The organism is Minwuia thermotolerans, assembly GCF_002924445.1.
In the GTDB taxonomy this organism is placed as follows: Bacteria; Pseudomonadota; Alphaproteobacteria; order Minwuiales; family Minwuiaceae; genus Minwuia; species Minwuia thermotolerans.
In genome coordinates this window covers 109,339-135,113 of sequence record NZ_PIGG01000023.1, presented here as the reverse complement: position 1 = coordinate 135,113, position 25,775 = coordinate 109,339, and the positions used below count along the sequence as shown (strand labels likewise).

23 protein-coding genes are annotated in these 25,775 nt (G+C 68.2%); 10 read left to right on the top strand and 13 right to left on the bottom strand.

Annotated features, from left to right (window positions below; translation table 11 throughout):
• The first annotated feature begins 90 nt into the window (after positions 1-90).
• A complete protein-coding gene (locus tag CWC60_RS05470) occupies positions 91-1,239 on the top strand; it encodes a glycosyltransferase family 4 protein (RefSeq protein WP_109792985.1) in 1,149 nt (382 codons plus the stop codon).
• Between the two features lie 32 nt (positions 1,240-1,271).
• Positions 1,272-2,279: an NADP-dependent oxidoreductase gene (locus CWC60_RS05465; protein ID WP_109792984.1), complete on the top strand. Its 1,008-nt coding sequence runs from the start codon at positions 1,272-1,274 to the stop codon at positions 2,277-2,279.
• Positions 2,280-2,281: 2 nt separating this feature from the next.
• Here CWC60_RS05465 and CWC60_RS05460 read toward each other — a convergent pair whose 3' ends face one another.
• The 4 genes from CWC60_RS05460 to CWC60_RS05445 form a co-directional block, all read right to left on the bottom strand.
• On the bottom strand, positions 2,282-3,124 hold the full coding sequence (locus CWC60_RS05460; RefSeq protein WP_109792983.1) for an ABC transporter permease: 843 nt from the start codon (positions 3,122-3,124) through the stop codon (positions 2,282-2,284).
• The gene (locus CWC60_RS05455) at positions 3,121-3,834 is read right to left on the bottom strand and encodes an ABC transporter permease (RefSeq protein WP_109792982.1); all 714 of its coding nucleotides are present in this window, start codon (positions 3,832-3,834) and stop codon (positions 3,121-3,123) included. Before CWC60_RS05455 ends, CWC60_RS05460 begins: the two co-directional genes overlap by 4 nt.
• 71 nt (positions 3,835-3,905) lie before the next feature.
• Complete coding sequence (locus tag CWC60_RS05450; RefSeq protein WP_109792981.1) at positions 3,906-4,676, bottom strand: ABC transporter substrate-binding protein; 771 nt, start codon at positions 4,674-4,676, stop codon at positions 3,906-3,908.
• A 118-nt stretch (positions 4,677-4,794) separates the two neighbouring features.
• Positions 4,795-5,385: a TetR/AcrR family transcriptional regulator gene (locus CWC60_RS05445; RefSeq protein ID WP_109792980.1), complete on the bottom strand. Its 591-nt coding sequence runs from the start codon at positions 5,383-5,385 to the stop codon at positions 4,795-4,797.
• A gap of 152 nt (positions 5,386-5,537) precedes the next feature.
• On the opposite strand from CWC60_RS05445, the gene CWC60_RS05440 reads away from it, so the two are divergent.
• Positions 5,538-7,040: a GH3 family acyl-acid amido synthetase gene (locus CWC60_RS05440; RefSeq protein ID WP_164516386.1), complete on the top strand. Its 1,503-nt coding sequence runs from the start codon at positions 5,538-5,540 to the stop codon at positions 7,038-7,040.
• On the opposite strand, the gene CWC60_RS05435 is transcribed toward CWC60_RS05440, so the two are convergent.
• Entirely contained in the window at positions 7,037-7,729 is a 693-nt protein-coding gene (locus CWC60_RS05435) for an SDR family NAD(P)-dependent oxidoreductase (protein ID WP_109792978.1), read from the bottom strand. The genes CWC60_RS05440 and CWC60_RS05435 overlap by 4 nt on opposite strands.
• 128 nt (positions 7,730-7,857) lie before the next feature.
• On the opposite strand from CWC60_RS05435, the gene CWC60_RS05430 reads away from it, so the two are divergent.
• From CWC60_RS05430 to egtD, 4 genes are all read left to right on the top strand, one after another.
• Positions 7,858-11,463 (top strand): hydantoinase B/oxoprolinase family protein, encoded by a 3,606-nt coding sequence (locus CWC60_RS05430; RefSeq protein WP_109792977.1) that lies wholly within the window; start codon positions 7,858-7,860, stop codon positions 11,461-11,463.
• 175 nt (positions 11,464-11,638) lie between these two features.
• Complete coding sequence (locus CWC60_RS05425; RefSeq protein WP_109792976.1) at positions 11,639-12,166, top strand: TIGR00645 family protein; 528 nt, start codon at positions 11,639-11,641, stop codon at positions 12,164-12,166.
• A 258-nt stretch (positions 12,167-12,424) separates the two neighbouring features.
• Positions 12,425-13,663 (top strand): ergothioneine biosynthesis protein EgtB, encoded by a 1,239-nt coding sequence (gene egtB / locus CWC60_RS05420; protein ID WP_109792975.1) that lies wholly within the window; start codon positions 12,425-12,427, stop codon positions 13,661-13,663.
• Complete coding sequence (egtD, locus tag CWC60_RS05415; protein WP_109792974.1) at positions 13,660-14,634, top strand: L-histidine N(alpha)-methyltransferase; 975 nt, start codon at positions 13,660-13,662, stop codon at positions 14,632-14,634. The genes egtB and egtD overlap by 4 nt, the downstream gene beginning before the upstream one ends.
• A 107-nt stretch (positions 14,635-14,741) precedes the next feature.
• On the opposite strand, the gene CWC60_RS05410 is transcribed toward egtD, so the two are convergent.
• The gene (locus CWC60_RS05410; RefSeq protein ID WP_125182726.1) at positions 14,742-15,329 is read right to left on the bottom strand and encodes a TetR/AcrR family transcriptional regulator; all 588 of its coding nucleotides are present in this window, start codon (positions 15,327-15,329) and stop codon (positions 14,742-14,744) included.
• 102 nt (positions 15,330-15,431) lie between these two features.
• On the opposite strand from CWC60_RS05410, the gene CWC60_RS05405 reads away from it, so the two are divergent.
• Positions 15,432-15,860: a PaaI family thioesterase gene (locus CWC60_RS05405; protein WP_109792972.1), complete on the top strand. Its 429-nt coding sequence runs from the start codon at positions 15,432-15,434 to the stop codon at positions 15,858-15,860.
• A 1-nt stretch (position 15,861) separates the two neighbouring features.
• Entirely contained in the window at positions 15,862-16,299 is a 438-nt protein-coding gene (locus CWC60_RS05400) for a PaaI family thioesterase (protein ID WP_109792971.1), read from the top strand.
• Here CWC60_RS05400 and CWC60_RS05395 read toward each other — a convergent pair whose 3' ends face one another.
• The 7 genes from CWC60_RS05395 to CWC60_RS05365 form a co-directional block, all read right to left on the bottom strand.
• The gene (locus CWC60_RS05395; RefSeq protein WP_109792970.1) at positions 16,300-16,944 is read right to left on the bottom strand and encodes a class II aldolase/adducin family protein; all 645 of its coding nucleotides are present in this window, start codon (positions 16,942-16,944) and stop codon (positions 16,300-16,302) included.
• Positions 16,937-18,034, bottom strand: a complete 1,098-nt coding sequence (mtnA, locus tag CWC60_RS05390; RefSeq protein WP_109792969.1) for an S-methyl-5-thioribose-1-phosphate isomerase — start codon at positions 18,032-18,034, stop codon at positions 16,937-16,939. The genes CWC60_RS05395 and mtnA overlap by 8 nt, the downstream gene beginning before the upstream one ends.
• 4 nt (positions 18,035-18,038) lie before the next feature.
• The gene (locus CWC60_RS05385; protein WP_164516385.1) at positions 18,039-19,082 is read right to left on the bottom strand and encodes an alcohol dehydrogenase catalytic domain-containing protein; all 1,044 of its coding nucleotides are present in this window, start codon (positions 19,080-19,082) and stop codon (positions 18,039-18,041) included.
• 68 nt (positions 19,083-19,150) lie between these two features.
• On the bottom strand, positions 19,151-19,774 hold the full coding sequence (locus tag CWC60_RS05380) for a sarcosine oxidase subunit gamma (RefSeq protein ID WP_109792967.1): 624 nt from the start codon (positions 19,772-19,774) through the stop codon (positions 19,151-19,153).
• Complete coding sequence (locus CWC60_RS05375) at positions 19,771-22,791, bottom strand: sarcosine oxidase subunit alpha family protein (protein WP_109792966.1); 3,021 nt, start codon at positions 22,789-22,791, stop codon at positions 19,771-19,773. Before CWC60_RS05375 ends, CWC60_RS05380 begins: the two co-directional genes overlap by 4 nt.
• Positions 22,788-23,159 carry a sarcosine oxidase subunit delta gene (locus CWC60_RS05370; protein WP_109792965.1) on the bottom strand — a complete coding sequence of 124 codons (372 nt, stop codon included), beginning with the start codon at positions 23,157-23,159 and terminating at the stop codon, positions 22,788-22,790. The genes CWC60_RS05375 and CWC60_RS05370 overlap by 4 nt, the downstream gene beginning before the upstream one ends.
• Before the next feature lie 16 nt (positions 23,160-23,175).
• Positions 23,176-24,426 (bottom strand): sarcosine oxidase subunit beta family protein, encoded by a 1,251-nt coding sequence (locus CWC60_RS05365; protein WP_109792964.1) that lies wholly within the window; start codon positions 24,424-24,426, stop codon positions 23,176-23,178.
• A 355-nt stretch (positions 24,427-24,781) separates the two neighbouring features.
• Here CWC60_RS05365 and CWC60_RS05360 point away from each other — a divergent pair, with 355 nt between their 5' ends.
• On the top strand, positions 24,782-25,771 hold the full coding sequence (locus CWC60_RS05360; RefSeq protein WP_109792963.1) for a GlxA family transcriptional regulator: 990 nt from the start codon (positions 24,782-24,784) through the stop codon (positions 25,769-25,771).
• Positions 25,772-25,775 lie beyond the last annotated feature (4 nt).

Genomic DNA, 25,775 nt, shown 5'->3' with positions numbered 1-25,775 from the left:
CGTTCGTTCATCGGATTGGGGCCGTTGTCATGTTGCTGTCAGAGTGCCGGGACCGAAGCATGTCCGGGAATCCGCCGCAAGGCCCGAGCGATGACTGACCCCGGCCTGACGGTCCTCCAGGTGCTGCCGGCGTTGGAGACCGGCGGCGTCGAGCGCGGCACAGTGGACATGGCTGAGGCGCTGGTCGCTGCGGGTCACCGTGCGCTGGTCGTGTCCACAGGCGGCTCGATGGTCCGCCAGTTGACGCGCGTGGGCGCCGAGCACGTGGAACTGCCCGTGCGCTCCAAGAACCCGCTGGCGATATGGCGCAACATCGAACGGCTGGCCCGCCTGATCGAGACCGAGAACGTGGATCTGGTGCACGCCCGCTCCCGCGCGCCGGCCTGGAGCGCGATGTACGCGGCGCGGCGCACGAACAGACGCTTCGTGACCACGGTCCATGGCGCCTATGGTGTCGGCAACCGTTTCAAGCGCGCCTACAACAGCGTGATGGTGCGCGGCGACCGGGTCATCGCGATTTCGGAGTTCATCCGCGACTATGTCATCGAACGGTACCCGGAATCGAAACCCGCGCGCGTCGTGGTGATCCCGCGTGGCGTCGATCTGGACCTGTTTCATCCGGGCGACGTGCCGGCGGCGCGGCTGATCCAGCTCTCGGAACTGTGGTCCCTGCCCGACGGGGCGCCAGTGATCCTGCTGCCGGGCCGGCTGACCCGGCTGAAGGGACAGCCCGTGCTGATCGAGGCCCTGTCGCTGATCGCCAACCGGGACGCGGTGGCGGTCTTCGTCGGCGGCGATCTGGGCCGCGACGCCTACAAGGCGGAGCTGCGGCAGATGGCGGAACGCTTCGGGGTTGCCGACCGGGTCTGGTTCGTCGGCGCCTGCCGCGACATGCCCGCGGCCTATTCGATCGCCAGCGTGGTGGTCTCGGCCTCGACCCAGCCCGAGGGCTTCGGCCGCATCGCCGTCGAGGCGCAGGCCATGGGGCGGCCGGTGATCGTCACCGATCATGGCGGCAGCCGAGAGACCGTGGCGCCCGGCGAGACCGGCTGGCGCGTGCCGCCGGGCGACGCGCGCGCCATGGCCACCGCCCTGGACGAGGCGCTGGCGATGAACCAGCCCGAACGGGACGCACTGGCCGCACGCGCAGTCGCGCACGTCAAGGCCAACTACACCAAGGAACTGATGTGCCGCCGGACCCTGGACCTCTACCGGGACCTGCTCGCGCAGCGGGATTAGGCGCCGCATCGCCGGCGAGAAGGGAGCACTCGATGAGCGTGAACAGGCAGGTGGTCATCCGTGAACTGCCGCAGGGCGAGTTGAAGCCGGAGCATTTCGAACGCCGCGAAGGCGAAATGCCCTCCATCGCCGAGGGCGAGGTCCTGGTGAAGACGATCCTGATGTCGATCGACGCCGCGAACCGGGCCTGGATGCAGGGCGCGACCTACCGCGATGCGGTGAAGGCAGGCGATGTCATGCACACCTACGCCATCGGCGAGGTGGTCGAATCGAAGGCGGACTCGCTCGCCGCCGGCGATATCGTGGCGACGGAATCCGGCTGGGCCGAATACGCCGCGGTCCGCGCCGGCGCAGCCGAGAAGCTGCCGGCCCTGCGGCCGCTCTCGCATCTGCTGTCGGTCTACGGGATAGCGGGCAAGACCGCCTATCACGGGCTGGTGGGCGTCGGCCGGCCGAAGGCGGGCGAGACCGTTGTCGTCTCCGCCGCCGCCGGATCGGTCGGCATCTTTGTGGGCCAGATCGCGAAGGCGCTCGGGTGCCGGGCGGTGGGCATCGCCGGCGGCAGGGAGAAATGCGACTGGGTGGTCGACGAATTGGGCTTCGACGCCTGCGTCGACTACCGCGCCGGCAACCTGTTCCGCGAGTTGAAGGCGGCCTGTCCGGATGGCGTGGACATCTATTTCGACAATGTCGGCGGACAGATCCTGGAGACCGTCCTGTTCCAGATGAACGAAAAGGGCAGGGTGGTCTGCTGCGGCGCGGTGAGCCAGTACGACACCACGTCGCCCAGCGGGCCGCGCAACCTGCCCGGCCTGGTTGTGGTGAAGCGCCTGCGCATGGAGGGCTTCATCGTCATGGACTTCGCCGACGATGACGACAGCGCGCTGGCCGATCTCCGCCGGTGGGTCGAGGCGGGGAAGGTGAAGGTGGTCGAGGACGTCGTCGACGGCCTGGAGAACGCACCGGGCGCGCTCATCGGCCTGCTGGCCGGCGAGAACCGCGGCAAGCGCATGGTGCGGGTCGCGCCGGACCCGGTCTAGATTCAGTCGTCGCGGCGGATATGCCGCGTCAGCCGCCGCTCCAGCCGGTCCCAGACAAGACGCAGCGCCTCGACGATCGCCAGGTAGAACAGCGCCGCCCAGATATAGGTCTGGAAGTCGTAGGTGCGCGAGAAGGCGCGCCGGGTTTCCCCCATCAGGTCCAGCACGGTGATGATGGCGACGATGGCGGAGCCCTTGATCATCAGGATGATCTCGTTGCCATAGGGCCGGAGGGCCACGATCAGCGCCTGGGGCAGGATGATCTTGCGGAAGGTCGTCCAGCGCCGCAGGCCCAAGGACTGCGCCGCTTCCCACTGGCCCTTCGGCACGCTCTCGATGGCGCCGCGCAGGATCTCCGCCTGATAGGCGGCCGTGTTCAGCGTGAAGGTGAAGACCGCGCAGTTCCAGGGCTCGCGGAAAAATGTCCACAGACCGGCCTGCCGCAACTCGTCCACGAAGACGCCGGCGCCGTAGTAGACGAGGAAGATCTGCGCCAGCAGCGGCGTGCCGCGGAAGAAGTAGACATAGGCGAAGGCCGCCCAGCCGGCGGCGCGGTTCGGTGACATGCGCCCGAGCGCGACCGGCAGCGAAAGCATCGCACCCAGAACCACCGACAGGCCGACGAGCTGGACCGTCACCCAGAGGCCCGAGAGGTACTTCGGCGCATATCTGGCGAAAAAGTCCGTGTCCCAGCTGTCGACCAGAAACGCAATGATTCCAAGGCCCAGCAAGCCGAGCAGCGTGATGACGGCGTAGCCCAGAGCGCGTTCGCCGCGCGCTTGGCGTCGCCGGGGCGGCGGCGCAGGCCGGGGCGCGATGGTGTCGTTCGTCCAGGCGCCGCTCATGTCCGCTGCTCCGACCGCGTTGCCCAGCGGTGGATTCCGCCGATGGCGACGGAAGAGAGCAGCGCGAGAACGAGGTAGAGCAGGCACGCCGTGCCGAAGAACAGGAAGGCGTCCTTGGTCACGCGGGCCGCTATTCCCGTCTGGCGGATGATGTCGGAAAGCCCGATGACCGAGACCAGGGCGGTTTCCTTCAACAGAATCATCCACAGGTTCGTCAGGCCGGGCAGCGCAATCCGGATCAGTTGCGGCAGGATCACCAGCCGCATCGTCGTGACGCGCCCCAGGCCCAGCGCATAGGCCCCTTCGTACTGTCCCCGGGGTATGGCGCGAAAGGCCGACAGGAAGACTTCGGAGGCGAAGGCGGAAAAGACCATGCCCAGCGCCGCCATGCCGGCGACGAAACTGTTGATCTCGATCGCCGTCTCGGCGCCGAACAGGCGGGCCAGTTCCTGGATGCCGATCTGGGCGCCGTAGTAGACGAGGAACAGCGTCAGCAGCTCCGGCAGGCCGCGGAAGACGGTGGTGTAGATTCCGCCGGCCAGGCGGAGCGTCGCCTCGCTCGACTGACGCGCAAGGGCGACCAGGAATCCGAGCGCGAGGCCCAGAGGCAGCGTCGCCAGCGCGAGCGAGACAGTGACGCCGACACCGGAAAGGATCTCGTCGCCCCAGCCGTCGGCGCCGAAGGCGAGAAGCTCGAGCTTCTCAGGCATTCAGTCGAATGGCAGCGGGGAAAGGGAGGCGGGTCGGCCGGCCATGCCAGCCCCGACCCGCCTGCTCCGGTCTAACCGCCATAGGCGTCGAAGGTGAAGTACTTGTCGTTGATTTCCTTGTACCTGCCATTGGCTCGGATCGCCTTGATAGCGGCGTTGAAGCGCTCGGCCAGGTCGGTCTCGCCCTTGCGCACGGCGATGCCTGCGCCCTCGCCGTGGATCTCCGGTACCGGCTTGATGGTGCCCACGATCCTGCAGCAGGCGCCGTCCTCGCTGTTGACCCACTCCTCCAGCACCGTGACGTCGTCGGTCACGGCGTCGAGCCGGCCATTGGCGAGGTCCAGCTTGTACTCGTCGGCGGTCGGGTACATGCGCAGGTCGGAATCGGTGTAGGTCGCCTCGGCGTAGTTGGAATGCGTCGTCGAGGACTGGGCGCCGACGGTCTTGCCGGCAAGGGCCCGGGCGTCGACGCCGGTGATGTCGGAATCCTTCGGCACCGCGATGGCGGGCGGCGTGTTGTAGTACTTCTCGGTGAAGTCGACCTTCTTCCTGCGCTCGTCGGTGATCGACATGGAGGCGATAATGGCGTCGAACTTGCCTGCCTGCAGGGCCGGGATGATGCCGTCCCAGTCCTGGGTGACGAAGACGCATTCGACCTTCATCTCGTCACAGAGCGCATTGGCGATGTCGATGTCGAAGCCGACAAGCTTGCCGTCGGCAGTGAGGTTGTTGAACGGGGGGTAGGCGCCCTCCGTGCCGATGCGCAGGGGTTCGGCCTGGGACGCGCCGGCGGCGACCGTCATGGCGACGGCGGCGGCGGTGAGGGTCAGGAACCTTCTCATGTCTCGCAATTCCTTCGGGTTCGGGGTTGTCGGCGCGAGCCTCGGCGGTGCGCGCCATTGGCGGCTATCCCATGAACTTTCCGGCCCGTTGACAACCGAAATCCGCGATGACCTTGCGTCAGTGCCGGATCGCCCGGTCGATCAGGGCGATGAGCGCTTCGGCAAGGTCTGCGGCGTCGCGGTCGGTGACCAGCTTCAGGTTGCCCTCCGCGCCCAGCGAGAAGATGCCGTGCAGTCCCGCCCAGATCACGCGGGCGACCACCGCGGGCGGGTAGGGGAAGTCGCCGGGCAGCCGCGCGACCGCGCGCTCCACCACCGCCAGGCCGTCGTTGAGCTTGGCGACGTACCAGTCGGGCGCCGCCCCCGGGTCGGAAAGGGAGTAGTCGAAGACCGCCTGCCAGCGGTGCCGGTTCTGTTCCACGAAATCTCGGTAGATGGCCAGCAGGGCGCGAAGGTCGGGCTCGGCGCCGTTCCGTTCGGCCGCGGATAGGGCGGCCACCAGGTCGTCGATGGTGCCGGCGTTGACCCGCATCATCAGTTCGTCGGCGCTGTCGAAGACATTGTAGAGCGTGCCCGGCGAATAGCCGATGTCCCGGGCGATGCCCCGCAGCGTGACCTTGTCCAGCCCGGCGTTCTCGATCTTCGCGCGGGCGGCGGCGACCGCCATCGCCCGGATTTCGTCGTGGGTATGGTCGGACCTGCGCGCCATGGCGTGCCTCCGTTTCGGTTCCGGGGCGTTGTGTGCCACGCGCGGCGGAAAATTTCACGGAAAAAATATACAGTGTTCAAAAATATTATTGAACGTCGTTCAAAAATGCCTATCCTGTGTTTTGAACGCTGTTAAATATCCGGGGGGATATGATGAACCTTCAGCCGAACGACACCACGGGCCAGGCCGGTAGCACCGGTTCGGCCGAGACCTTCGAAGCCGGGCTGCGCAAGGCCGCCCGGCAGCCCGAGACCGCACAGGCCGACGTTCTGCGCCGGATCCTTGCGCGCAACGCGGAGACCGTCATGGGCCGCCGTCATGGCTTTGCCGGGATCGAGGACGCCGAGTCCTACCGCCGTGCGGTGCCGGTGCACGAGTTCCACGCCCTGCGTCCGATGATCGAGATGCAGCGCGCCTCCGGTCAGCCCGTGCTTTCGGCGGACCGCCCGGTCACCCACCTGCCGGCGTCCGGCGCCGTCCGGCGCTGCGACCGTGTTCCGCTTGTCGCCGGCGATCTGGCGTACAGGGCGCAGGCCCGCGAGGTGGCGCAACGGGCGCTGGCGCGGGAAAGCGGGTTCGCCACCGGCCGCGTGCTGGATCTCGGCGCACTCGCGGGGACGACGGGGGCGGATCACCTACCGGGCCTGAGTCAGATCCTCGACCTGGAAGCGCGCGCTTATATCCTCGCCTTGCTCTGGCTCGGCCATCGCGACGTCACCGGCATCGACGCCGGCCGTCTGGAGAGTCTGGACCTGCTGCAGGGTGTTCTCGGGCGCCATGGCGAGCGGCTGCTGGCGGATCTGGAAACCGGGGAGGTGAGCATCGCCGACCGTTTGCCGTCGGGCCTCGCCGCCGCCGCGCGCGATGCGATCGCGCCGGACGACGGGCGTATCGAAGAGCTGTCTCTGGTGATGGCGCAGGAAGGCGTTTTGAGCGTGGCGTCGGTCTGGCCGTCGCTGACGGTCGTCGCCGCCGATCTCACGGCCGACGATTCCGGGCGGCCGGCCTGGCTGCCCATCCGGGTGCGCATCGTCGACACCGGCTGCGAGCTGAGCGAGGTCCGGGCCACTGTCGCCATGGGCCTGGGCGAGACCTTCCTGCCCCTGCTCACCGAAGCCTATTTCGAGTTCGCCGAGGCCGATGCCGTGCACCCGACGCCGGCGGCGTTCCTGGGTCTCTACGAGATCCGCCCCGGGCAGGATTATCAGGTCTTCGTCACGACCATGTCCGGGCTATATCGTTACCGCCTGAAGGCCACGGTGCGGGTCGACGGCCATGTCGGCCGCTGCCCGACGCTGCGGGTGCGCCGTCACGATCTGCAGGCGAAGCTGGCGGAACAGGCGCGGCTGCAGGCATCACAGGCCAACGCCGCAGCCGGCGAGGCGCTGGACGCCGCCTTCGCCGATCCGCCGCGTTTCACCCTGCTGGGCGGGCCACGCAAGGGAACCTTCCGGCTGCTGCTGGAGCATCGCGCCGACGTAGAGCCGCGTCTGGCGGAGATCGCGGCCGCTGTCGACCGGCGGCTGCGCCGGGCGAGCCTGGCCTATGACACGGCGCGGGCGGGCGGGGCCGAGGCAGCCGTGACCGTCGGCTTCCGTGAGCGCCGGCCGGCATCGGCCCGCCAGAGCGCGCAGATGGACTGCAGCGCGGCCTAGAAATTCTCGACGAACGGCCTGAGTTCCACCTCCCAGGACCAGGCATTGCGCGGCTGGTCAAGCACGGCCAGGTAGGTTTGCGCGATCGCGTCGGGATCGAGGAAGGAGTCGGGTTTGCCCTCCGGCTCCTTCCGCGTGTCGGAGCGCACGCCGCCGTCGATGACGAAGTGGGCGACGTGGATGTTCTTCGGCGACAGTTCCCGCGCCAGCGACTGGCAGAGGCCGCGCAGGGCGAACTTGCCCATGGCGAAGCTCGACGAGTTGGGATAGCCTTTCACACTGGCTGAGGCGCCGGTGAAGAAGATCGCGCCATGCCCCTGATCCAGCATGCGTTTCGCCGCCTGCTGCGCCACCAGAAAGCCGCCGAAGCCGGAGATGCGGATGGCCTTTTCAACGTCGGCCGGGTCGAGCTCCGCGATGCCGCCGCGCGCCCGGCTGGAGGCGTTGTAGAGCACGAGATCGACACCGCCCATCTCCCGGTCCGCGGCCTGGAACAGCGCCGCGACCGAGGCCGGATCGCCGGCGTCGCAGCTTTCCGTCAGCGCCCCGGTTTCCCCGGCGAGGTCCGCCAGCTTGTCGGTATTCCGCGCCGCCAGCATGACCTGCGCCCCGCGCGCCGCGAGACCCTTTGCGAAGCTGGCCGAGATGCCCTTGCCCGCGCCGACGATCAGCGCCCGTTTCACATCCATGATTCCATCCCCTCGGAATTGCCGTCGGTTCGATGTATGGCACTGGCGCGGATAGTCACGCGCAGCCCGCCACTTGATCGCCCGCGCGGCCGGCGTAGGTTGAACGAAAGGCGTTCGGGAGGGCTTCGATGAACGACATGGCGAACCGCTGGCAGTTCTGGATCGACCGGGGCGGCACCTTCACCGACATCGTCGGCCGCAGGCCCGACGGCTCGGTGGTGACCCACAAGGTGCTCTCCGAGAATCCCGACCGCTACAAGGACGCCGCGCTGCAGGGCATCCGCGACCTGCTGGGCCTGGAGGCCGGCGATCCGATACCCGACGCCGGGATCGAGGCGGTGAAGATGGGCACTACGGTCGCCACCAACGCGCTGCTGGAGCGCAAGGGCGACCGCTGTCTGTTCATTACGAACAAGGGTTTCGCCGATGTTCTTCGCATCGGATATCAGAACAGGCCGAAGCTTTTCGCGCTGAAGATCGAGCTGCCGGAAATGCTCTACGAACGCGTCGCCGAGGTGCCGGGCCGCGTCGACACCAACGGCGAGGAACTGGAGCCGCTGGACGAGACGGCGGCGCGCCAGGCGCTGCAGGCCGCCTTCGACGACGGCATCCGCGCCGTCGCCATCGTCTTCATGCACGGCTTCCGCTTCACCGCCCACGAGGAACGGGTGGCCGAGATCGCCCGCGAGACCGGCTTCACCCAGGTCTCCACCAGCCACGGCACCAGCCCGCTGATGAAGATCGTCAGCCGCGGCGACACCACGGTGGTCGACGCCTATCTCTCGCCGATCCTGCGCCGCTATGTCGACCAGGTGGCGGGCGAACTGGGGGACGCGCGGCTGATGATCATGCAGTCCAACGGCGGGCTGACCGATGCGCGCCTGTTCCAGGGCAAGGACGCGATTCTGTCGGGCCCCGCGGGCGGGGTGGTGGGCATGGTCCGCACCGCGGCGATGGCCGGCTTCGACAAGGTCATCGGCTTCGACATGGGCGGCACCTCGACCGACGTCAGCCACTACAACGGCGAGTTCGAGCGCGCCTTCGAGACCGAGGTCGCGGGCGTTCGCATGCGCGCGCCGATGATGCTGATCCACACGGTCGCGGCCGGTGGCGGGTCGATCCTGCATTTCGAGGCCGGACGCTACCAGGTCGGCCCCGATTCGGCCGGCGCCCATCCCGGTCCCGCCTGCTACCGCAATGGCGGCCCGCTGGCGGTCACCGACTGCAATGTCATGCTGGGCAAGCTGCAGCCGGAGCAGTTCCCCGCCGTCTTCGGCCCGAACGGCGACGCGCCGCTGGACGCGGATGTCGTGCAGGAGAAGTTCGCCGCGCTGGCCGACCGCATCGCCCACGAGACCGGCGACCGGCGCAGCCCCGAACAGGTCGCCGCCGGTTTCCTCGACATCGCCGTCGAGAACATGGCCAACGCCATCAAGAAGATCTCGATCCAGCGCGGCTATGACGTCTCGAAATACGTCCTCAACTGCTTCGGCGGCGCGGGCGGGCAGCATGCCTGCCTGGTGGCCGACAAGCTGGGCATCGAGACCGTGCTGCTGCACCCCCATGCGGGCGTGCTTTCCGCCTATGGCATGGGCCTCGCCGACACCCGCGCGCTGCGCGAGAAGACGGTCGAGAAGCCGCTCGCGGCGGAGAACATGGAGGCCATCAAGGCGGTCCATGACGAACTGGCCGGGCAGGCGCGGCGGGAACTGCTGGACCAGGACGTGCCCGAGGCGAAGATCGAGGTCCATCTGGGCGCCCTGATCCGTTACGAGGGCTCCGACACGGCGCTCGCCATCGCCTTCGGCGGGCTGGAGGAGGTGCAGCGGCGCTTCGCCGAGGCCCACCGCCAGCAGTTCGGCTTCGAGAGCCCCGAGAAGACCGTCATCGTCGAGGCCGCCACCGTCGAGGCCGTGGCGCCGGGCGAGGTGATCGAGGACGCGGAATCGGAGACGGGCGAGGGCGCGCCCCAGGCGCTGGCCGAGATGCAGGCCTGGATGGACGGCGACTGGCGCCCAACCGGCGTCTTCGACCGGGAGGCGATGCAGCCGGGCGAGGCCATTGACGGCCCGGCGATCGTCACCGAGGCCACGGCGACCACCATCGTCGAGCCCGGCTGGCGGGCGGAGATGACCGGCAAGCGTCATCTGGTGCTGCGCCGCGTCGAGGCCCGCTCCGGTGCGCGCGCCATCGGCACCGAGGCCGACCCGGTGATGCTGGAGATCTTCAACAACCTGTTCATGAACATCGCCGAGCAGATGGGCGTGGTGCTGGAGCGCACGGCCTATTCGGTCAACATCAAGGAGCGGCTGGACTTCTCCTGCGCCCTGTTCGACGCGGACGGCGAGCTGATCGCCAACGCGCCCCACATGCCGGTCCACCTCGGCTCCATGTCCCAGAGCATCAAGACGGTGATCCGGGAGAACGCGGCCACCATGAAGCCCGGCGACGTCTACATGCTGAACGCGCCCTACAATGGCGGCACGCACCTGCCCGACGTGACCGTGATCGCCCCGGTCTACGACGAGGCGGAGACCGAGGTGCTGTTCTACACCGCCAGCCGCGGCCACCACGCCGACATCGGCGGCAAGACGCCGGGCTCCATGCCGCCGGATTCGAAGACGGTGGAGGAGGAGGGCGTGCTGCTGGACAACGTCCTGCTGGTCGACGGCGGCCGCTTCCGCGAAAGCGAAGTCGTCGAGATCCTGACCTCGGGCAGGTACCCCGCGCGCAACCCGAAGCAGAACCTGGCCGACCTCTCGGCGCAGATCGCCGCCTGCGAGAAGGGCGCGCGGGAGCTGAAAAGGATGGTCGACGATTTCGGCCTCGACGTCGTCCGCGCCTATATGGGCCACGTCCAGGACAACGCCGAGGAATCCGTCCGCCGCGTCATCGACGTGCTGACCGACGGCGCGTTCGAGTATCCGATGGACGACGGTTACGTCATCCGGGTGAAGGTGACCATCGACCGCGAAGACCGCTCGGCGGAGATCGACTTCGCCGGCACCTCGGAGATGCACCCGACCAACTACAACGCCCCCACCTCGGTCGCCATGGCGGCGGTGCTCTACGTCTTCCGCTGTCTGGTGGACTCCGATATCCCGCTGAACGGCGGCTGCCTGAAGCCGCTGCACGTGAAGATCCCGCAGAAGTCCATGCTGCGGCCCGAATACCCGGCCGCCGTGGTCGCCGGCAATGTCGAGACCAGCCAGTGCATCACCGACGCGCTGTTCGGCGCGCTGGGCGTCATGGCGGCGGCGCAGGGGACGATGAACAACTTCACCTTCGGCAATGACCGCTATCAGTACTACGAGACCATCTGCGGCGGCTCCGGCGCCGGTGCGGACTTCGACGGCACCGACGCGGTCCACACCCACATGACCAACACCCGCCTGACGGACCCGGAGGTGCTGGAGTTCCGCTTCCCCGTGATCCTGGAGGACTTCCACATCCGCCGCGGCTCCGGCGGCAAGGGCCGGCACAGGGGCGGCGACGGCACCTTCCGCCGGATGCGCTTCCGGGAGGCGATGACCGCCTCGCTGCTCGGCTCCCACCGCGTCGTGCCGCCCTTCGGCCTGGAAGGCGGCGACAACGGCGAGACGGGGCGCAACTGGGTCGAGCGCAAGGACGGCTCAACGGAGGAACTGGAAGGCCGCGCCATCGCCGAGCTCGAACCCGGCGACGCGATTGTCATCTCGACGCCGAGTGGGGGTGGGTTTGGCAAGCCGGCGTAGCCACATGGCCCGCTGGGGTTGGCTGGGCCGGCCAGCGGGCCTGCTGAATTCTTGCCGACCGCTGAAGTTTCTCCTCGCACCCCGGATCGGGGGTCGGGGCAGGCCCTGGACGGGGGTGACAGCCGGGGGCGTCGAGAGTACCTAATCGCGGACGCGACCAACGGACAGAGCCGCCATGAAATCCTTCGAACGTATCGTCGAGACCCTGCTCTATCAGAGCCGCTGGCTGCTGGCGCCGATCTATCTCGGTCTGTCGGTGCTGATGATCTTCCTTGTCGTGGTCTTCGTGAAGGACCTGATCCACATGGTCCCGCGCCTGCTGGAGATGTCGGAGACGGACGCCATCCTGGCGGCGCTGACCCTGATCGACCTGGCGCTGGTCGCCAGCCTGGTCGTCATGGTGGTGATCTCCGGCTACGAGAACTTCGTCAGCCGCATCGACATCGGGGAGGGCGGCGAACGTCTCGCCTGGGTCGGCAAGCTGGACGCCGGCACGCTGAAGCTGAAGGTCGCGTCGTCCATCGTTGCCATTTCCTCGATCCACCTGCTGAAGGCCTTCATGAACGTGAAGGAGACGCCGTCGGACAAGCTCATGTGGCTGGTGGTCATCCATCTGACCTTCGTCGTCTCGGCCCTGCTGATGGCCTTCATCGAGCGCTACCTCACCGTCCGCAAGGCGGAAGAGCCGCCGAAGACGCCCTGACGCCCGCGGCGCGACGCCGCCCTGCCTGAACGGAGCCGGCGGCGCTGCGGCCGATGTTCTTCGCCGGGCGTCTATTCCACAGGACAGAAGCGGCAAATCGTCCCTTCCATCGGCCTGACACATTCCTATGTCTGATTTCGGGCGTGGCGATGACGCGCCCGGGCGCGTCCGCAGGCACAAAGAAGAACCACGAGGGACACCATGCCAGACGATGCCACGGCCTTGCCGCACGGGGGTCCTGACCCGGAAACGGCGGCCATGACCCCTGAGCGCTACCGGGCCGTGCGGCAGCGGAGCGAGGCGCTGGCCGCGCCGCTCTCGCCGGAGGACCAGGTGGTGCAGGCGATGGAAGACGCCAGCCCCACCAAGTGGCATCTGGGCCATGTGAGCTGGTTCTTCGAGACCTTCGTGCTGCGCCCGCACGCGGCGGACTACCGCCCCTTTGACGAGCGCTATCACTACATCTTCAATTCCTATTACGAGGCCGAGGGCCCCCGGCAGCCCCGGCCGCAGCGGGGCATGCTGACGCGGCCGCCGCTGGACGAGGTCATGGCCTACCGCGCCCATGTGGACGAAGCCATGACGGCGCTGCTGGACCGTGCCAACGATCCGTCGGGCGCCGTCGCGGGACTGACGGAACTCGGCCTCAATCACGAGCAGCAGCATCAGGAGCTGTTGCTGACCGACGCGCTGAACCTGCTGTCGCGCAATCCGCTCAGGCCGGCCTATGCCGACGAGGGCGCGCCGCCCCTCGCCGATGCCGCCGCGCCGCCCGTGCGCTGGATCGCCTTCGACGGCGGCATCCGGGAGATCGGCCATGCGGGCGCCGGCTTCGCCTTCGACAATGAGGGGCCGCGCCACGAGGTGTTGCTGCGGCCCTTCCGCCTGGCCGACCGGCCGGTGACCTGCGGCGAGTGGCTCGATTTCATTGAGGACGGGGGCTACCGGCGGCCGGAACTGTGGCTGGCCGACGGCTGGGCCACGGTACAGGCCCAGGGCTGGAGCGCGCCGCTCTACTGGGAGCGTGACGCCGAGGGCGGCATCGGGGTCATGGGCCTTTACGGGCCGCGCCCCGTCGAACCCGCCGCGCCCGTGGCCCATCTCAGCTATTACGAGGCGGACGCTTTCGCCCGCTGGGCCGGCAAGCGCCTGCCCACCGAGGCCGAATGGGAGGTCGCGGCGGAAGGGCTCGTCCCGTCCAGGTCCGAACCCGGGGCCCTGCTGCCGCGTCCCGCCGCGGCGGGGGAGGGGCTCGTGCAGATGTTCGGCGGGGTCTGGGAATGGACCGCCAGCCCCTACAGCGCCTATCCCGGCTTCCGCCCGCCCGCCGGCGCGGTGGGCGAATACAACGGCAAGTTCATGGCCAACCAGTTCGTGCTGCGCGGCGGCTCCTGCATCACGCCGCCGGGGCATGTCCGCGCCAGCTACCGCAATTTCTTCTATCCCCATCAGCGCTGGCAGTTCTCCGGCCTGCGCCTCGCGGAGGACCTGCCATGAACATCGCCGCCGACACGCACCTTCGGGGTTTCCTCGACCTGGAGCCGGAACTGGAGGACTTCCGCACCGCCATCCTGGAGGGGCTGGCGGAACCGCGGAAGGCGACGGCCGCCAAGTTCTTCTACGACGAGGAAGGCTCGCGCCTGTTCGAGCGTATCTGCGAGCTGCAGGAATACTATCCGACCCGCACAGAGTGCGGCATCCTGCGCGACCATGCCGCCGAACTGCGCCGCCTGCTGCCCGAAGGCGCGACGGTGATCGAGTTCGGCAGCGGTTCCGCCGACAAGATCCGCCTGTTCGTGCAGGCGCTCGGGCGGCCGCAATGCTACGTGCCGATCGACATCTCGCGCGATCACCTGCTGGACAATGCCGGCGCCTTCGCGGCGGAGAACCCGGCGATCGAGGTGGTCGCGGTCTGCGCCGACTTCACCGATCCGGTGCGCCTGGACGAGGTCGTGCCGAAGGGCCCGCGCATCGGCTTCTTTCCCGGCTCCACCATCGGCAATCTGGAGCGCGAGGAGGCGGCCGAGTTCCTCCGGGGCGCGCGCCGGACTGTCGGGCAGGGCGGCTTCCTGGTGATCGGCGTCGACCTGAAGAAGGACCCGGCGATCCTGGAGGCGGCCTATGACGACGCCGAGGGCGTGACGGCGGCCTTCAACCTCAACCTGCTCCGGCGCATCAACCGGGAACTGGACGGCGATTTCGAACTCAACGCCTTCAGCCACCGTGCGCTCTGGAACGACGCCGAGGGCCGGATCGAGATGCATCTGGTCAGCGAACGCGACCAGGCCGTGGCCGTCGCCGGCCGGCGCTTCGACTTCCGCGAGGGCGAGACCCTGCACACGGAGAACTCCCACAAGTACGGGCTGGACGAATTCCGCACCATGGCGGAGGACGCCGGCTTACACGCGCGGCGCAGCCTGACGGACGCCAACGACCTGTTCAGCGTGCACGTCCTGGAAGCGGTGTAGCTGGAGCGTTCCAGAGATCGAATTCAATTACCTGACGCCCTTGGACTCGATCCAAGGGCCCAGCGGATTGAAGGACTGGGTCCTGGGGTCAAGCCCCCGGACGCCGGTCAGAACTCGGATGGATCGGAATCCGCCAGCAGGTGGCGAAGTTCCGCGGCGCAGTCCTCCAGCGGGGCGGGGGAGGCGGCGACGCGGGCGTGAATCTGCGCGCCGCCGATAGTCATCAGGATCGTCCGGGCCGTGGCCGGCGCGCGGTCCCCGGGCCAGCCATGGCGCAGGAGCATGGTCTCGACTTCCCGGCGCCAGCGCTCATGCGCTTCCCGGCCGACCGCGGTGATCGCCGCCGAGCCGGGCGCGTTCTCCAGCAGCACCGTGGTAATGGGACAGCCGTCGCGCCAGCCGGACTTCGCCATCCAGCCGGTCAGCTTCGCTACATAGCGGTCGACAAAATCCGCCGGATCCGCGGATTCCTCGGCGAGCGCCCTCAGCGTGAGCGTCACCCGCTTTGCCGCGGCCTCGATGGCGCGCGTGCCGATCTCTTCCTTGCCGCCCGGGAAGTAGTAGTAGAGCGAGCCGCGCGGCGCGCCGGCGGCGGCGAGTATCTCGTTCGTGCCGGTCGCGGCGTAGCCCTGGCGCCGGAACAGCTTCGCCGCTTCCGTCAGCAGGGCCATCTCGTGCTGCGCTCTCTTGCCCACTGCCTTGCTCCATCATTGCCGCGCGGACGCTAGCACTCTTCACATTTTATGTAGACCTGTCTAATAAATCTCTGCATCCTCCGGCTCGAACGGGAGGACAGAATGACCGATGTACCAGCGGGCTTTGCGCCGAACACGAGACGAAGCGGACTGACCGATCCGTGGGAGCCGATCTACATCCGCGAGACGTCCGAGGCGCTGATCATCGGGCTGCGGGCAACGGCGGCTCATTGCAATGCCCGGGGCTTTGTCCATGGCGGTCTGATCAGCGCGCTGGCCGACAACGCCATGGGCCACTCCATGCGGCTGCATCTGCCCGAAGGCGCGCGGCTGGTGACGGTGAACCTCTACCTCGACTATCTCGCCAGCGGCCAGCAGGGCCAGTGGCTCAGCTTCGAGACCGAATTCGTCCGGCCCGGCCGCACCCTGGCCTTTGCACAGTGCTTCGTCCGCGCCGACGGCGAGACGATCGCACGCGGCAACGCGACCTTCCGCGCCACGCGGCCGCGCACCGAAACGGCGGTCGCCTGATATGAATCTTTCGCCCTACAGCACCGGATTCCGCCCCGCGCTGGCCGCCGGCATCCACGCCATGCCGAGTTCGGCCTGGCTCGGCCTGCGCTGCATCGGCTTTGCCGACGGGCGGTCGGCCATCGAGATGCCGATCCGCTCCGACATCACCTTCGACGGGCGGATCGTGCAGGGCGCGGTTGTCGGCGTGCTGGCGGATTATGCTGCGGTCAGCGCCGCGACCGCGGCCTGTCCGGACGGCTGGCGGGCGTCGACGACGGGCTACAACGTCCACAATATCGCGCCGGCTGCGGGCGAGCGGCTGGTCGCCTTCGGACAGATCGCCGGCCGGTCGCGGACCAGCGCATCCAGCCGCGCGGACGTCTACGCTGTCACCGGCGACAAGTGGACACTGGCTGCGACCTGCCTCGCCACGTGCCGCCTGATCGAGCCGGCCTGATCAGCCAGTCCGTATCGGCTGCTGGCCGTAGGTCCTGAACTTTTCCAGCACCGCGTCCATCTCCCTGTCGGAGAGGATGGCCGGGCCGCCGAGCTGGCGGGCCAGGATGTACTGGGCGGCCAGGTTCTCGACCTCCCGGGCGAGCTTCAGCGCCTTGTCTACCGTCTCCCCCAGGGCGATGACGCCGTGATTGCCGAGCAGGCAGGCGCGGCGATCCTCAAGGGCCTTCAGCGCCGCGTCGGACAGTTCCTGCGTGCCGAAGGTACGGTATGGGGCACAGCGGATGTCGCGGCCGCCGGCGGCGGCGACCATGTAGTGGAAGGCGGGGATGCCCTCCCGCCGCGTCGCCAGCGCCGTCGCGTTCAGCGAATGGGTGTGGCAGATGCCGCCGGCGTCCGGCCGCGCCCGGTAGATGTCCAGGTGGAAGCGCCATTCGCTGGAAGGCTTCAGATCGCCCTTCCAGCGGCCGTCGAGATCCATGAAGACCATCATGCTCTCGTCCAGCGCATCGTAGGCCACGCCCGAGGGCGTGATCCGGAAGCCGTCGCCGTCGCGGGCCGAGAGATTGCCCGAGGTGCCGGGCGAGAGCCGCGCGGCTTCCATGGCCCGGCAGGCGGCCAGCAGCGCCCTGGCGGCGTCAGCCATTGTTCTTTTCCGGATAGAGCGAAAGCAGGCCTTCCTCGGTTGCCGGGGCGACGCCGCGCTCCGTGATAAGGCCGGTGACCAGCCGCGCGGGTGTCACGTCGAAGGCCGGATTGCCGGCCTTCGCGTTCTCCGGCAGCACGTCGATGGTGACGATTTCGCCCGATTCCGTCCGCCCCGAGATGCGGCCGACCTCGTCGGCGTGGCGCTCCTCGATCGGGATCTCGGCGACGCCGTCTGCGACCTGCCAGTCGATGGTGGGACCGGGCAGGGCGACGTAGAAGGGCACGCCGTTGTCCTTCGCCGCCAGCGCCTTCAGATAGGTCCCGATCTTGTTGCAGACATCGCCCCGGCGCGTCGTCCTGTCGGTCCCGGTGATCACCATGTCGACCTGGCCGTGCTGCATCAGGTGCCCGCCGGCATTGTCGACCACGACCGTCAGCGGCACGCCGTGGGCGCCCAGTTCCCAGGCCGTCAGCGACGCGCCCTGGTTGCGCGGCCGGGTCTCGTCCACCCAGACATGGACGTCGATGCCGTCGTCATGGGCCTTGTAGATCGGGCTCAGCGCCGTGCCCCAGTCGACGGTGGCCAGCCAGCCGGCATTGCAGTGGGTCAGGATGTTGACCGTCTCGCCGGGCTTCTTCGCCGCAATGCCGCGGATGATCTCCAGCCCGTGTTCGCCGATGGCCTCGTTCATCGCCGCATCCTCGTCGGCGAGATCGGCGGCGGCCGCGTAGGCGGCCCCGGCGCGTTCCTCGACGGAGCGGTTGTGCAGCGCGGCCCGCATGCGCTCCAGCGCCCAGAACAGGTTCACCGCCGTGGGGCGCGTCTTTCGCAGCATCTCGATGGCGGCGGCAAGATTGTCGTCCGAAGGGTCGGCGCGCATGGCCAGGGCGACGCCATAGGCGGCAGTCGCCCCGATCAGCGGCGCGCCGCGCACCAGCATGGCGCGGATGGCGTGCGCGGCTTCCTCGACGGTCGTCAGGTCCACGGTCTCGAAGGCGTGGGGCAGCTTCGTCTGGTCGATGATCGTCACCGCCCAGCCATTTCCGGCCAGCTGCACCGGCCGCCACGGAACGCCATTCACCAGCATGATCTCACCTGTCGGGTTCGAGCAGCACCTTGACCTGCGTGTTCGGCGTCTTGAGCGCCTCGAAGGCCTCGGAGAAGCCGTCGAAGCCGACCCGGTCGGTGATCAGCCCCGCCGCTTCGATCCGGCCCTGGTCCAGCATGTCGATGCACAGGCCGAATTCCTGGCGCAGATAGCAATAGGCGAAGATCAGGTCCAGTTCCTTGGTCACCGGCTTGACCGGCAGGATGTGGTCCAGGTGCATGCAGACGCCGACGACGACGACCTTCGCGTCGAAGGCGGCGTAGTCGATGGCGAGTTGCATGGAGCCCTTCACGCCGACGCAGTCGAAGACCACTTCGGGGCGGCCGCCGGCGATCGTCTTGTAGCGCTCGATCACGTTCTCCTTCGAGGCGTCGATGGCATCGGTCGCGCCGTACTTTGCGGCCATCTCCGCGCGGTTGGGGTTGAGGTCGGAGACGACGACGTGACGCGCGCCGAAATGCCGGCACCAGATCGCGGTGGCGAGACCGACGGGGCCCGCGCCGATGATCAGCACGCTCTCGCCCGGTTGCAGGCGGGCGCGCACCGCGGCGCGCAGGCCGACGGCCAGCGGTTCGATCAGTGCGCCGTCGCCCTTGCCGAAATGACCCGGCAGACGAAGGCTCTCCCTGGCGCCTACGCGGACATAGTCGGCGTAACCGCCCGGCACGTCCCCCAGGCCGATGCCGCGCGCGGTGCGGCAGCGCTTGACGTCGCCGGTCAGGCACTTGTCGCAGGTCCCGCAGCCGATGGTGGGCAGCGAGGCGACGCGGTCGCCTTCCTTCAGCGTGGTCTCGGTGCCCGGGCCGATGGCGACGATCTCGCCGCAGAACTCGTGGCCCATCACGGAATCGGGCTTCAGCGGCGGCATGCCGCCGGAGCCGTCATGATTGTCGGAGATGTGCAGGTCGGAGCCACAGATGCCGCAGGCCTCCACTTTCAGGATCAGTTCGCCAGCCTGCGGCGTCGGATCCTCGATGGCGCCGACCTCCAGTGGCCGGCCGGGTTCGCGGAAGATGGCTGCGCGCATGTACTTGTCCTCCCCAGGATGCGGGCGGCGAGTCTGCCGCCCGGCCGGGGTTCGCGCAACTCGGACCGTCAGGCCAGCAGGTTTTCGCCGCCGCGCGGCGTTGCCTCCGGCATGCCCCATTCGCGGCCCGCATGGGCCAGGGCGCAGAACAGGTAGTCCGCGTGCGACCAGCGCACGATCAGATCGAAGGACGGCCCGCCGTTCGTCTCGTCGTCCGCGCGCTGCAGGATCCAGGCGTTGCAGTGCCCGAAGACCGTGCCCCGGGCGTCGCCCTGAACGAAGCTGCGGGCGTGCATGTCCAGGGTCGTCAGCTTCATCAGCGCCTCGCGCGCCTTCGGCCCGGCGAACGCCAGCGTCGTATAGTAATCGGTGACGTTCGCCACCTGGTGATGCCGCCAGTCGAGCGCTGACGCGAGGCTTTCCGCCAGTTCGTGTTCCTTCCCCACCGCGCCGAGAACCAGAAACTCGTCCGGTGAGAGCCAGGCGGCCGTGATTCCGTCGGTATCGAGGAAACGGCAATTGCCGGGCGTATCGAGGCCGGCCACCGCTCTCAACGCCAGTTCGGCGTCGCCGGCGTGGGCGCGGAGGATCAGCTTCGCCTCGAAGGGCCGCTCCCGCAGACGGAGCAGTTGGTCGGCGGCCTCGAGCGGTTCGCGGTGGGCGAGGGGGGAGCGGCGGACCGGCGCGTTCATTGGCTGCTCTCCTTCTGCGCCAGGAAGTCGTGCCCGACGATCCTCGCCGGCATGGGTCTGTCGCCATCGCGAGAGATATAGACCGTCTCTCCCATGCGCCGGGAACCGGCCCTGACCACGGCGAGGGCGATCGAGCGTTTCAGGTTGGGGCTCATGTAGCTCGAGGTGACATGGCCGATCATCGGAATGGGCCGGGATTTCGGTTCCTCCGGCGTTTCGATGATCTGGGAGCCTTCCATGGCGACGAAGGCCGGGTCGTCCGTGAACAGACCGACGAGCTGCCGGCGGTCGTCGCGCGCCGTGTCCGGCCGGCTGAGCGAGCGCTTGCCGATGAAGTCGCCCTTCTTCCAGGCGATCGCCCAGGGCATGGCGAGATCCTGCGGCGTGTTCGTGCCGTCGGTTTCCTGGCCGACGATGATGAAGCCCTTTTCGGCGCGCAGCAGGTGCATCGTCTCCGTGCCGTAGGGGACGAGACCGTGGGGCTGGCCGGCCTCGATCAGCCGCTCCCACAGCCAGAGCCCGTATGTCGCCGGGATGTTGATCTCATAGGAGAGTTCGCCCGAGAACGAGATGCGGAAGACCCGGACCGGCACGCCCGCGGCGTTCCCCTCGCGCCAGGTCATGAAGGGGAAGGTCTCCGGATCGAGGTCGACGCCGTCGACCACCTGCCCGACGATCTTCTTCGCGTTCGGGCCGCAGACGGCGCACACCGCCCATTGCTCGGTGGTCGTCGTCAGCCAGACCTTCAGGTCCGGCCACTCGGTCTGCAGGTAATCCTCCAGCGTGCGCAGCACGCCGGCCGCGCCGCCCGTGGTCGTGGTCATGTGGAAATGATCGTCGGCGAGACAGGCCGTGACGCCGTCATCGACGATCATGCCGTCCTCGCCCAGCATCAGGCCATAGCGGCACGCGCCCACCGGCAGCTTCTTCCAGGCGTTGGTGTAGATGCGGTTGAGAAAGGTCCGGGCGTCCGGTCCCTTGATGTCGATCTTGCCCAGCGTCGAGGCGTCGAGCATGCCGGCGGTGGTCCGCGCGGCCAGCGCCTCCCGCTGTACAGCATCGTGGAAGCTCTCGCCCGTCTTCGGGTAGGCTCGGGCGCGCAGCCAGTCGCCGACCGGCTCGAACACCGCCTTGCGCTTGACGTGCCAGTCGTGCATCGGCGTCGTCCGCCGCGGCACGAAATGCGGGCCGACATGCTGGCCGGCCAGCGCGCCGATCGTCACCGGCCGATAGGGCTGGCGGAAGGTGGTGGTGCCGACCTCCGGAATGGTGATGCCGCGCGCCTCGGCCATGATCCCGAAGGCGTTGACGTTGGAGATCTTGCCCTGGTCGGTGCCCATGCCCTGGGTGGTGTAGCGCTTGGCATGCTCGACGCTGTCATAGCCTTCGGCAATGGCGAGCTTCAGGTCGGAGGCTTTCACGTCATCCTGCAGGTCGACGAAGGCCTCGGCCTTCACGCCCGACTTCAATCCCGGCACCTCCCAGAACGCCCTGACATTCAGGCTCTGGACATTGGTGGTTTCCACCTCCGGCTGCTTCTTCGGACGCACGGTGAAGCCGGCAGCGCGGGCCGCGTCGAGGCCGGCGCGTGCGCCTTCCGCCATCGCGTCCGCCAGGTCGAAGACACCGTTGCAGCCCCCGGCGGAGCGTTCCGCCTGCCAGGACCGGCCCGGCCGGAAGGACGTCAGCGTCTCGTCCCAGCGGAGCTGTCCGCGCGACTGGGCGAAGAGCGCCACATTGGGGTTCCAGCCGCCGGAGACCGCGACAAGGTCGCAGTCGATGCGGGAGACGGAGCCGCGTATCCGCCGCTGGCCGTCCAGTCCCGCGAGGCACGCGGCGTTGACACGATGGCGGCCGGTCGTCCCAACCACGGCGGTCGATGGATGGACGGCGATGCCCTTCTTCAGCGCGCCCAGCGCCAGCCGCTCATCGAGATCCCGCCGGAGGTCGACGATCCCGGCGATCTCCGCGCCGGCGTCATGCATGTCGAAGGCGGTCTGCCAGGCCGTGTCGTTGTTGGCGAAGATCAGAACGCGCTTGCCGGCCAGGACGCCATAGCGGTTGAGGAAGGTCCGCGCCGCGCCGGCCAGCATGATTCCGGGCCGGTCGTTCTCGTGGAACACCAGCGGGCGCTCCAGCGCGCCGGTGGCCAGCACGACCTGTTTCGCCCGCACCCGCCAGACCCGCTGACGGGGCAGGCGGCCGTCCCGTTCGCGGCGGGGCAGGTGGTCCTGCACCTTCTCGAGCAGGCCGACGAAATTCTGTGCGTAGTAGCCGAAGGCCGTGGTCCGCGTGAGGATGGTCACTTCCGGGTGGCTGCGAAGCTCCTCCAGGGCCGCCGACAGCCATTGGGACACGGGCCGGCCGTCGATCGCGACGCTCTCCGGCGCCGCCGACAGCAGGCTGCCGCCGGGATGGGGCGTGCTTTCGGCCAGAATTACCCGCGCGCCGGAGCGGGCGGCCGACAGCGCCGCCATCAGCCCCGCCGGTCCCGCGCCCGCGATCAGCACGTCGCAATGACGGTTCACCGCCTCGTAGCGGTCCGGATCGGGTCCCTCCGGCGCCCGGCCCAGGCCCGCGGCGCGGCGAATGAAGGGCTCGAAGCGCATCCAGCCCGGCCCGCCCATGAAGGTCTTGTAGTAGAATCCGGCCGGGAAGAAGCGGCTCAGCGCATCGTTGGCGGCGCCGATGTCGTATTTCAGGCTGGGCCAGGCGTTCTGCGCATCGGCGACCAGTCCGTCGTGAATCTCCTGGTCGGCGACCAGGACGTTCGGATCGGTCGCCGCGCCCTCGCCGAGCTGGACCATGGCCGCCGGGTCCTCGACGCCGGCGGCGACGATGCCGCGCGGGCGGTGATACTTGAAGCTTCGGGCGACCATGATCTCGCCATTGGCGAGCAGCGCCGACGCCATGGTATCGCCCTGATGGCCCAGATAGTCCTTGCCGGCGAAGCGGAAGCCGACATGGCGGGCGCGGTCGATCAGGCCGCGGCCATCGATGCGGTGCGACTGGCTCATGCGTCACCCGCACCGGTATCGCGCACCAGCTTCACTGCGTCGTTGCCGGACCCGATGGAAGCCTCCCCCGACGGCGTCCGCGGCAGGTCGGCCTTCACCTCGGGCGGTCGTTCTCCAATGCGATAGACGGCGTGGATCTGGTCGGTCGCCGTGTTGCGCAGCATGTTGAAGAACTTGCGGCATCCGGCCGCGTGCCACCAGCGCTCGGCGTAGAGGCCCTTGCCGTTCCTCCGCATGAAGACGTAGCCGGCCCATTCCGCGTCGGTGAGTTCGTCAGCGTTGGCGGGGCGCGCGATATGGGCTTCGCCGGCATAGGCGAATTCCGCCTGATCGCGCGGGCCGCAGTGGGGGCAATCGATCACGAACATGGGCGGTCGGGCTCCCTCAGTGCGCCACGGCGGCGGCGCCGTGCTCGGCGACAAGCGCGCCGGTGACGAAACGCTCCATGGCAAATGGTGCGGCGATGGCGTTGGGTTCGTCGCGGGCGATCAGGTCGGCGAAGACGTGGCCCGATCCGGGCGTCGCCTTCCAGCCGCCGGTGCCCCAGCCGCCGTTGACGTAGAACCCCTTCACCGGCGTCTTCGAGATGATCGGACTGGCGTCCGGGCAGACGTCGACGATCCCGCCCCATTGCCTCATCATCCGCAGGCGCGAGAACATCGGGAACAGCTCCATCAGCGAGGCCATCTGGTGCTCGATGATGTCGAGATTGCCGCGTTGGGTGTAGGAGAGCTGGGCGTCGATGCCGGCGCCGATGACCAGTTCGCCCTTGTCGGACTGGCTGCAGTAGACATGGACGGCGTTGGACATCACCACGCAGTTCAGTACCGGCTTGACGGGCTCCGAAACCAGCGCCTGCAGGGGGTGGCTTTCGATCGGCAGTCTCAGGTCGACCATCTTTGCGATCACCGAGGTATGGCCGGCGGTAACGGAGGCGACCTTGGGCGTGCGGATGGTCCCGCGCGTGGTCTCCACGCCCGTGACTTCGCCGCTCTCGGTCAGGATGTTCGTGACCTCGGTCTGCTGGATGATGTCCACGCCCATGGCGTCCGCGGCGCGGGCGTAGCCCCAGACCACGGCGTCATGACGGTTGACGCCGCCCGATCGCTGCAGGGTCGCGCCGAGCACGGGATAGCGGATGTCGGGGGAGATATTGATCGCCGGGCAGAAGCCCTTGACTTCCTTCGCGTCCAGCCATTCGGCCTCGACGCCGTTCAGCCGGTTGGACTCGACGCGGCGCTTGAGCTGCCGCATCTCGCCATCGTCATGGGCGAGGTTCAGAACGCCGCGATGGCTCATCATGATGTTGAAGTTCAGCTCCCGACCAAGCGTCTTCCACAGTCCGAAGGCGTGGTTGTAGAGCGCCGCACTCTCGTCGAAGAGATAGTTGGAACGGATGATCGTGGTGTTGCGCCCGGCGTTGCCGCCGCCGATCCAGCCCTTCTCGATCACGGCGATGTTCGTCATGCCATGCTCTCTGGCCAGATAGTAGGCGGTCGCCAGGCCGTGACCGCCGCCGCCGATGATGACGGCGTCATAGGACGGCTTCGGTTCCGGATGACGCCAGACCTTCCGCCAGCCGGTATGGCCGCGCAGACCCTCGCGCAGCAGCTCCAGGGCAGAATAGCGTTTCATGCGGCGCCCCCCGAACGCATTTGACCTTGTCCCAGCGAAACCGGTTCGGACGGTCCGCGCAAGGGCCGGCCGCGGCCCCGCGGACCCCGGAAGTCGCGGAGTTTCGCGGATCGGCCGCGAAGCGGGAGCGCGCGCCGCGACGCCGTCTTTTCCAGCCGCGACACCGGCCCTTCGCGCGGCCCTGAAGTGACGGTCGATATGGTTTTGTCACATGGCTGAAAAAAATGGGGAGACGCCGCCTTGAATTCTGAGCAAGATGCCCCGAATCCGAGGGCGCGGTATGCGGTTCTATGCCCTTGACGGTAAAACCATATCCCAGCCGCGCATGGCCGACGGTAGGACGCGAGTCGCCCGAATGGACCTGTCGATAATCCCCCACCGGATCGTCTTTTTCCTGGTCCCCAACTTCTCGATGATCGCCTTCGCCTCGGCGCTCGAGCCGCTGAGACTGACCAACCGAACCCTGGGCAAGACGGTCTATGAGTGGACCGTGGTTTCGGCGGACGGCGAGCCCGTCAAGGCGTCGAACGGGCTGGCGGTTGGTGTCGACCTGTCACTGGACCAGGCCCGTCACCGCCTGCTGGACGAGATCAAGCCGGAGATGGTTCTGGTCTGCTCCGGCGTGAAGGTGGAGAACTTCCGCAATGCGCAGTTCGAGGGCTGGCTCAGATCCATGCACCGTCGCGGCATCGCCGTGGGGGGCCTGTGCACCGGCGCCTGGCTGCTCGCCCAGGCGGACCTGCTCGAGGGAAAACGCTGCTCGATCCACTGGGAGACCCTGCCGGCCTTCGCGGAGAAATTTCCCATGGCGGAGGTGCACGCCGACCTCTGCGAGATCGACGATGGCATCTACACCTGCGCCGGCGGCACCGCCGCGCTCGACATGATGCTGCACGTGATCGAAGAGCATTTCGGCCAGTCAGTGATGACCAAGGTCTGCGAATACTGCCTGATCGACCGCATCCGGAACCAGCGCGACCGCCAGCGCCTGCCGCTGCAGGCGCGGCTGGGCCTGCATCACGCCAAGCTGCTGCTGATCATCGAACTGATGGAGGCGAACGTCTCCGAACCGCTGTCGCTGGCGGAGATCTCGGAATATGTCGGCCTCTCCCGGCGACAGGTCGAACGTCTGTTCCGCCGCCATCTCGGCCGCTCGCCCGCGCGCTACTATCTGGAAATCCGCATCGACCGGGCGCGGCACCTGCTGCTGCAGTCGAACATGCCGATCGTGGACGTCGCCATCGCCTGCGGCTTCGTCTCGGCGTCGCACTTCTCCAAGTGCTATCGCGAGATGTACGGGCGCTCGCCGCAGATGGAGCGGGCGCAGGCCGAGGCCTATCTCTGAGTGT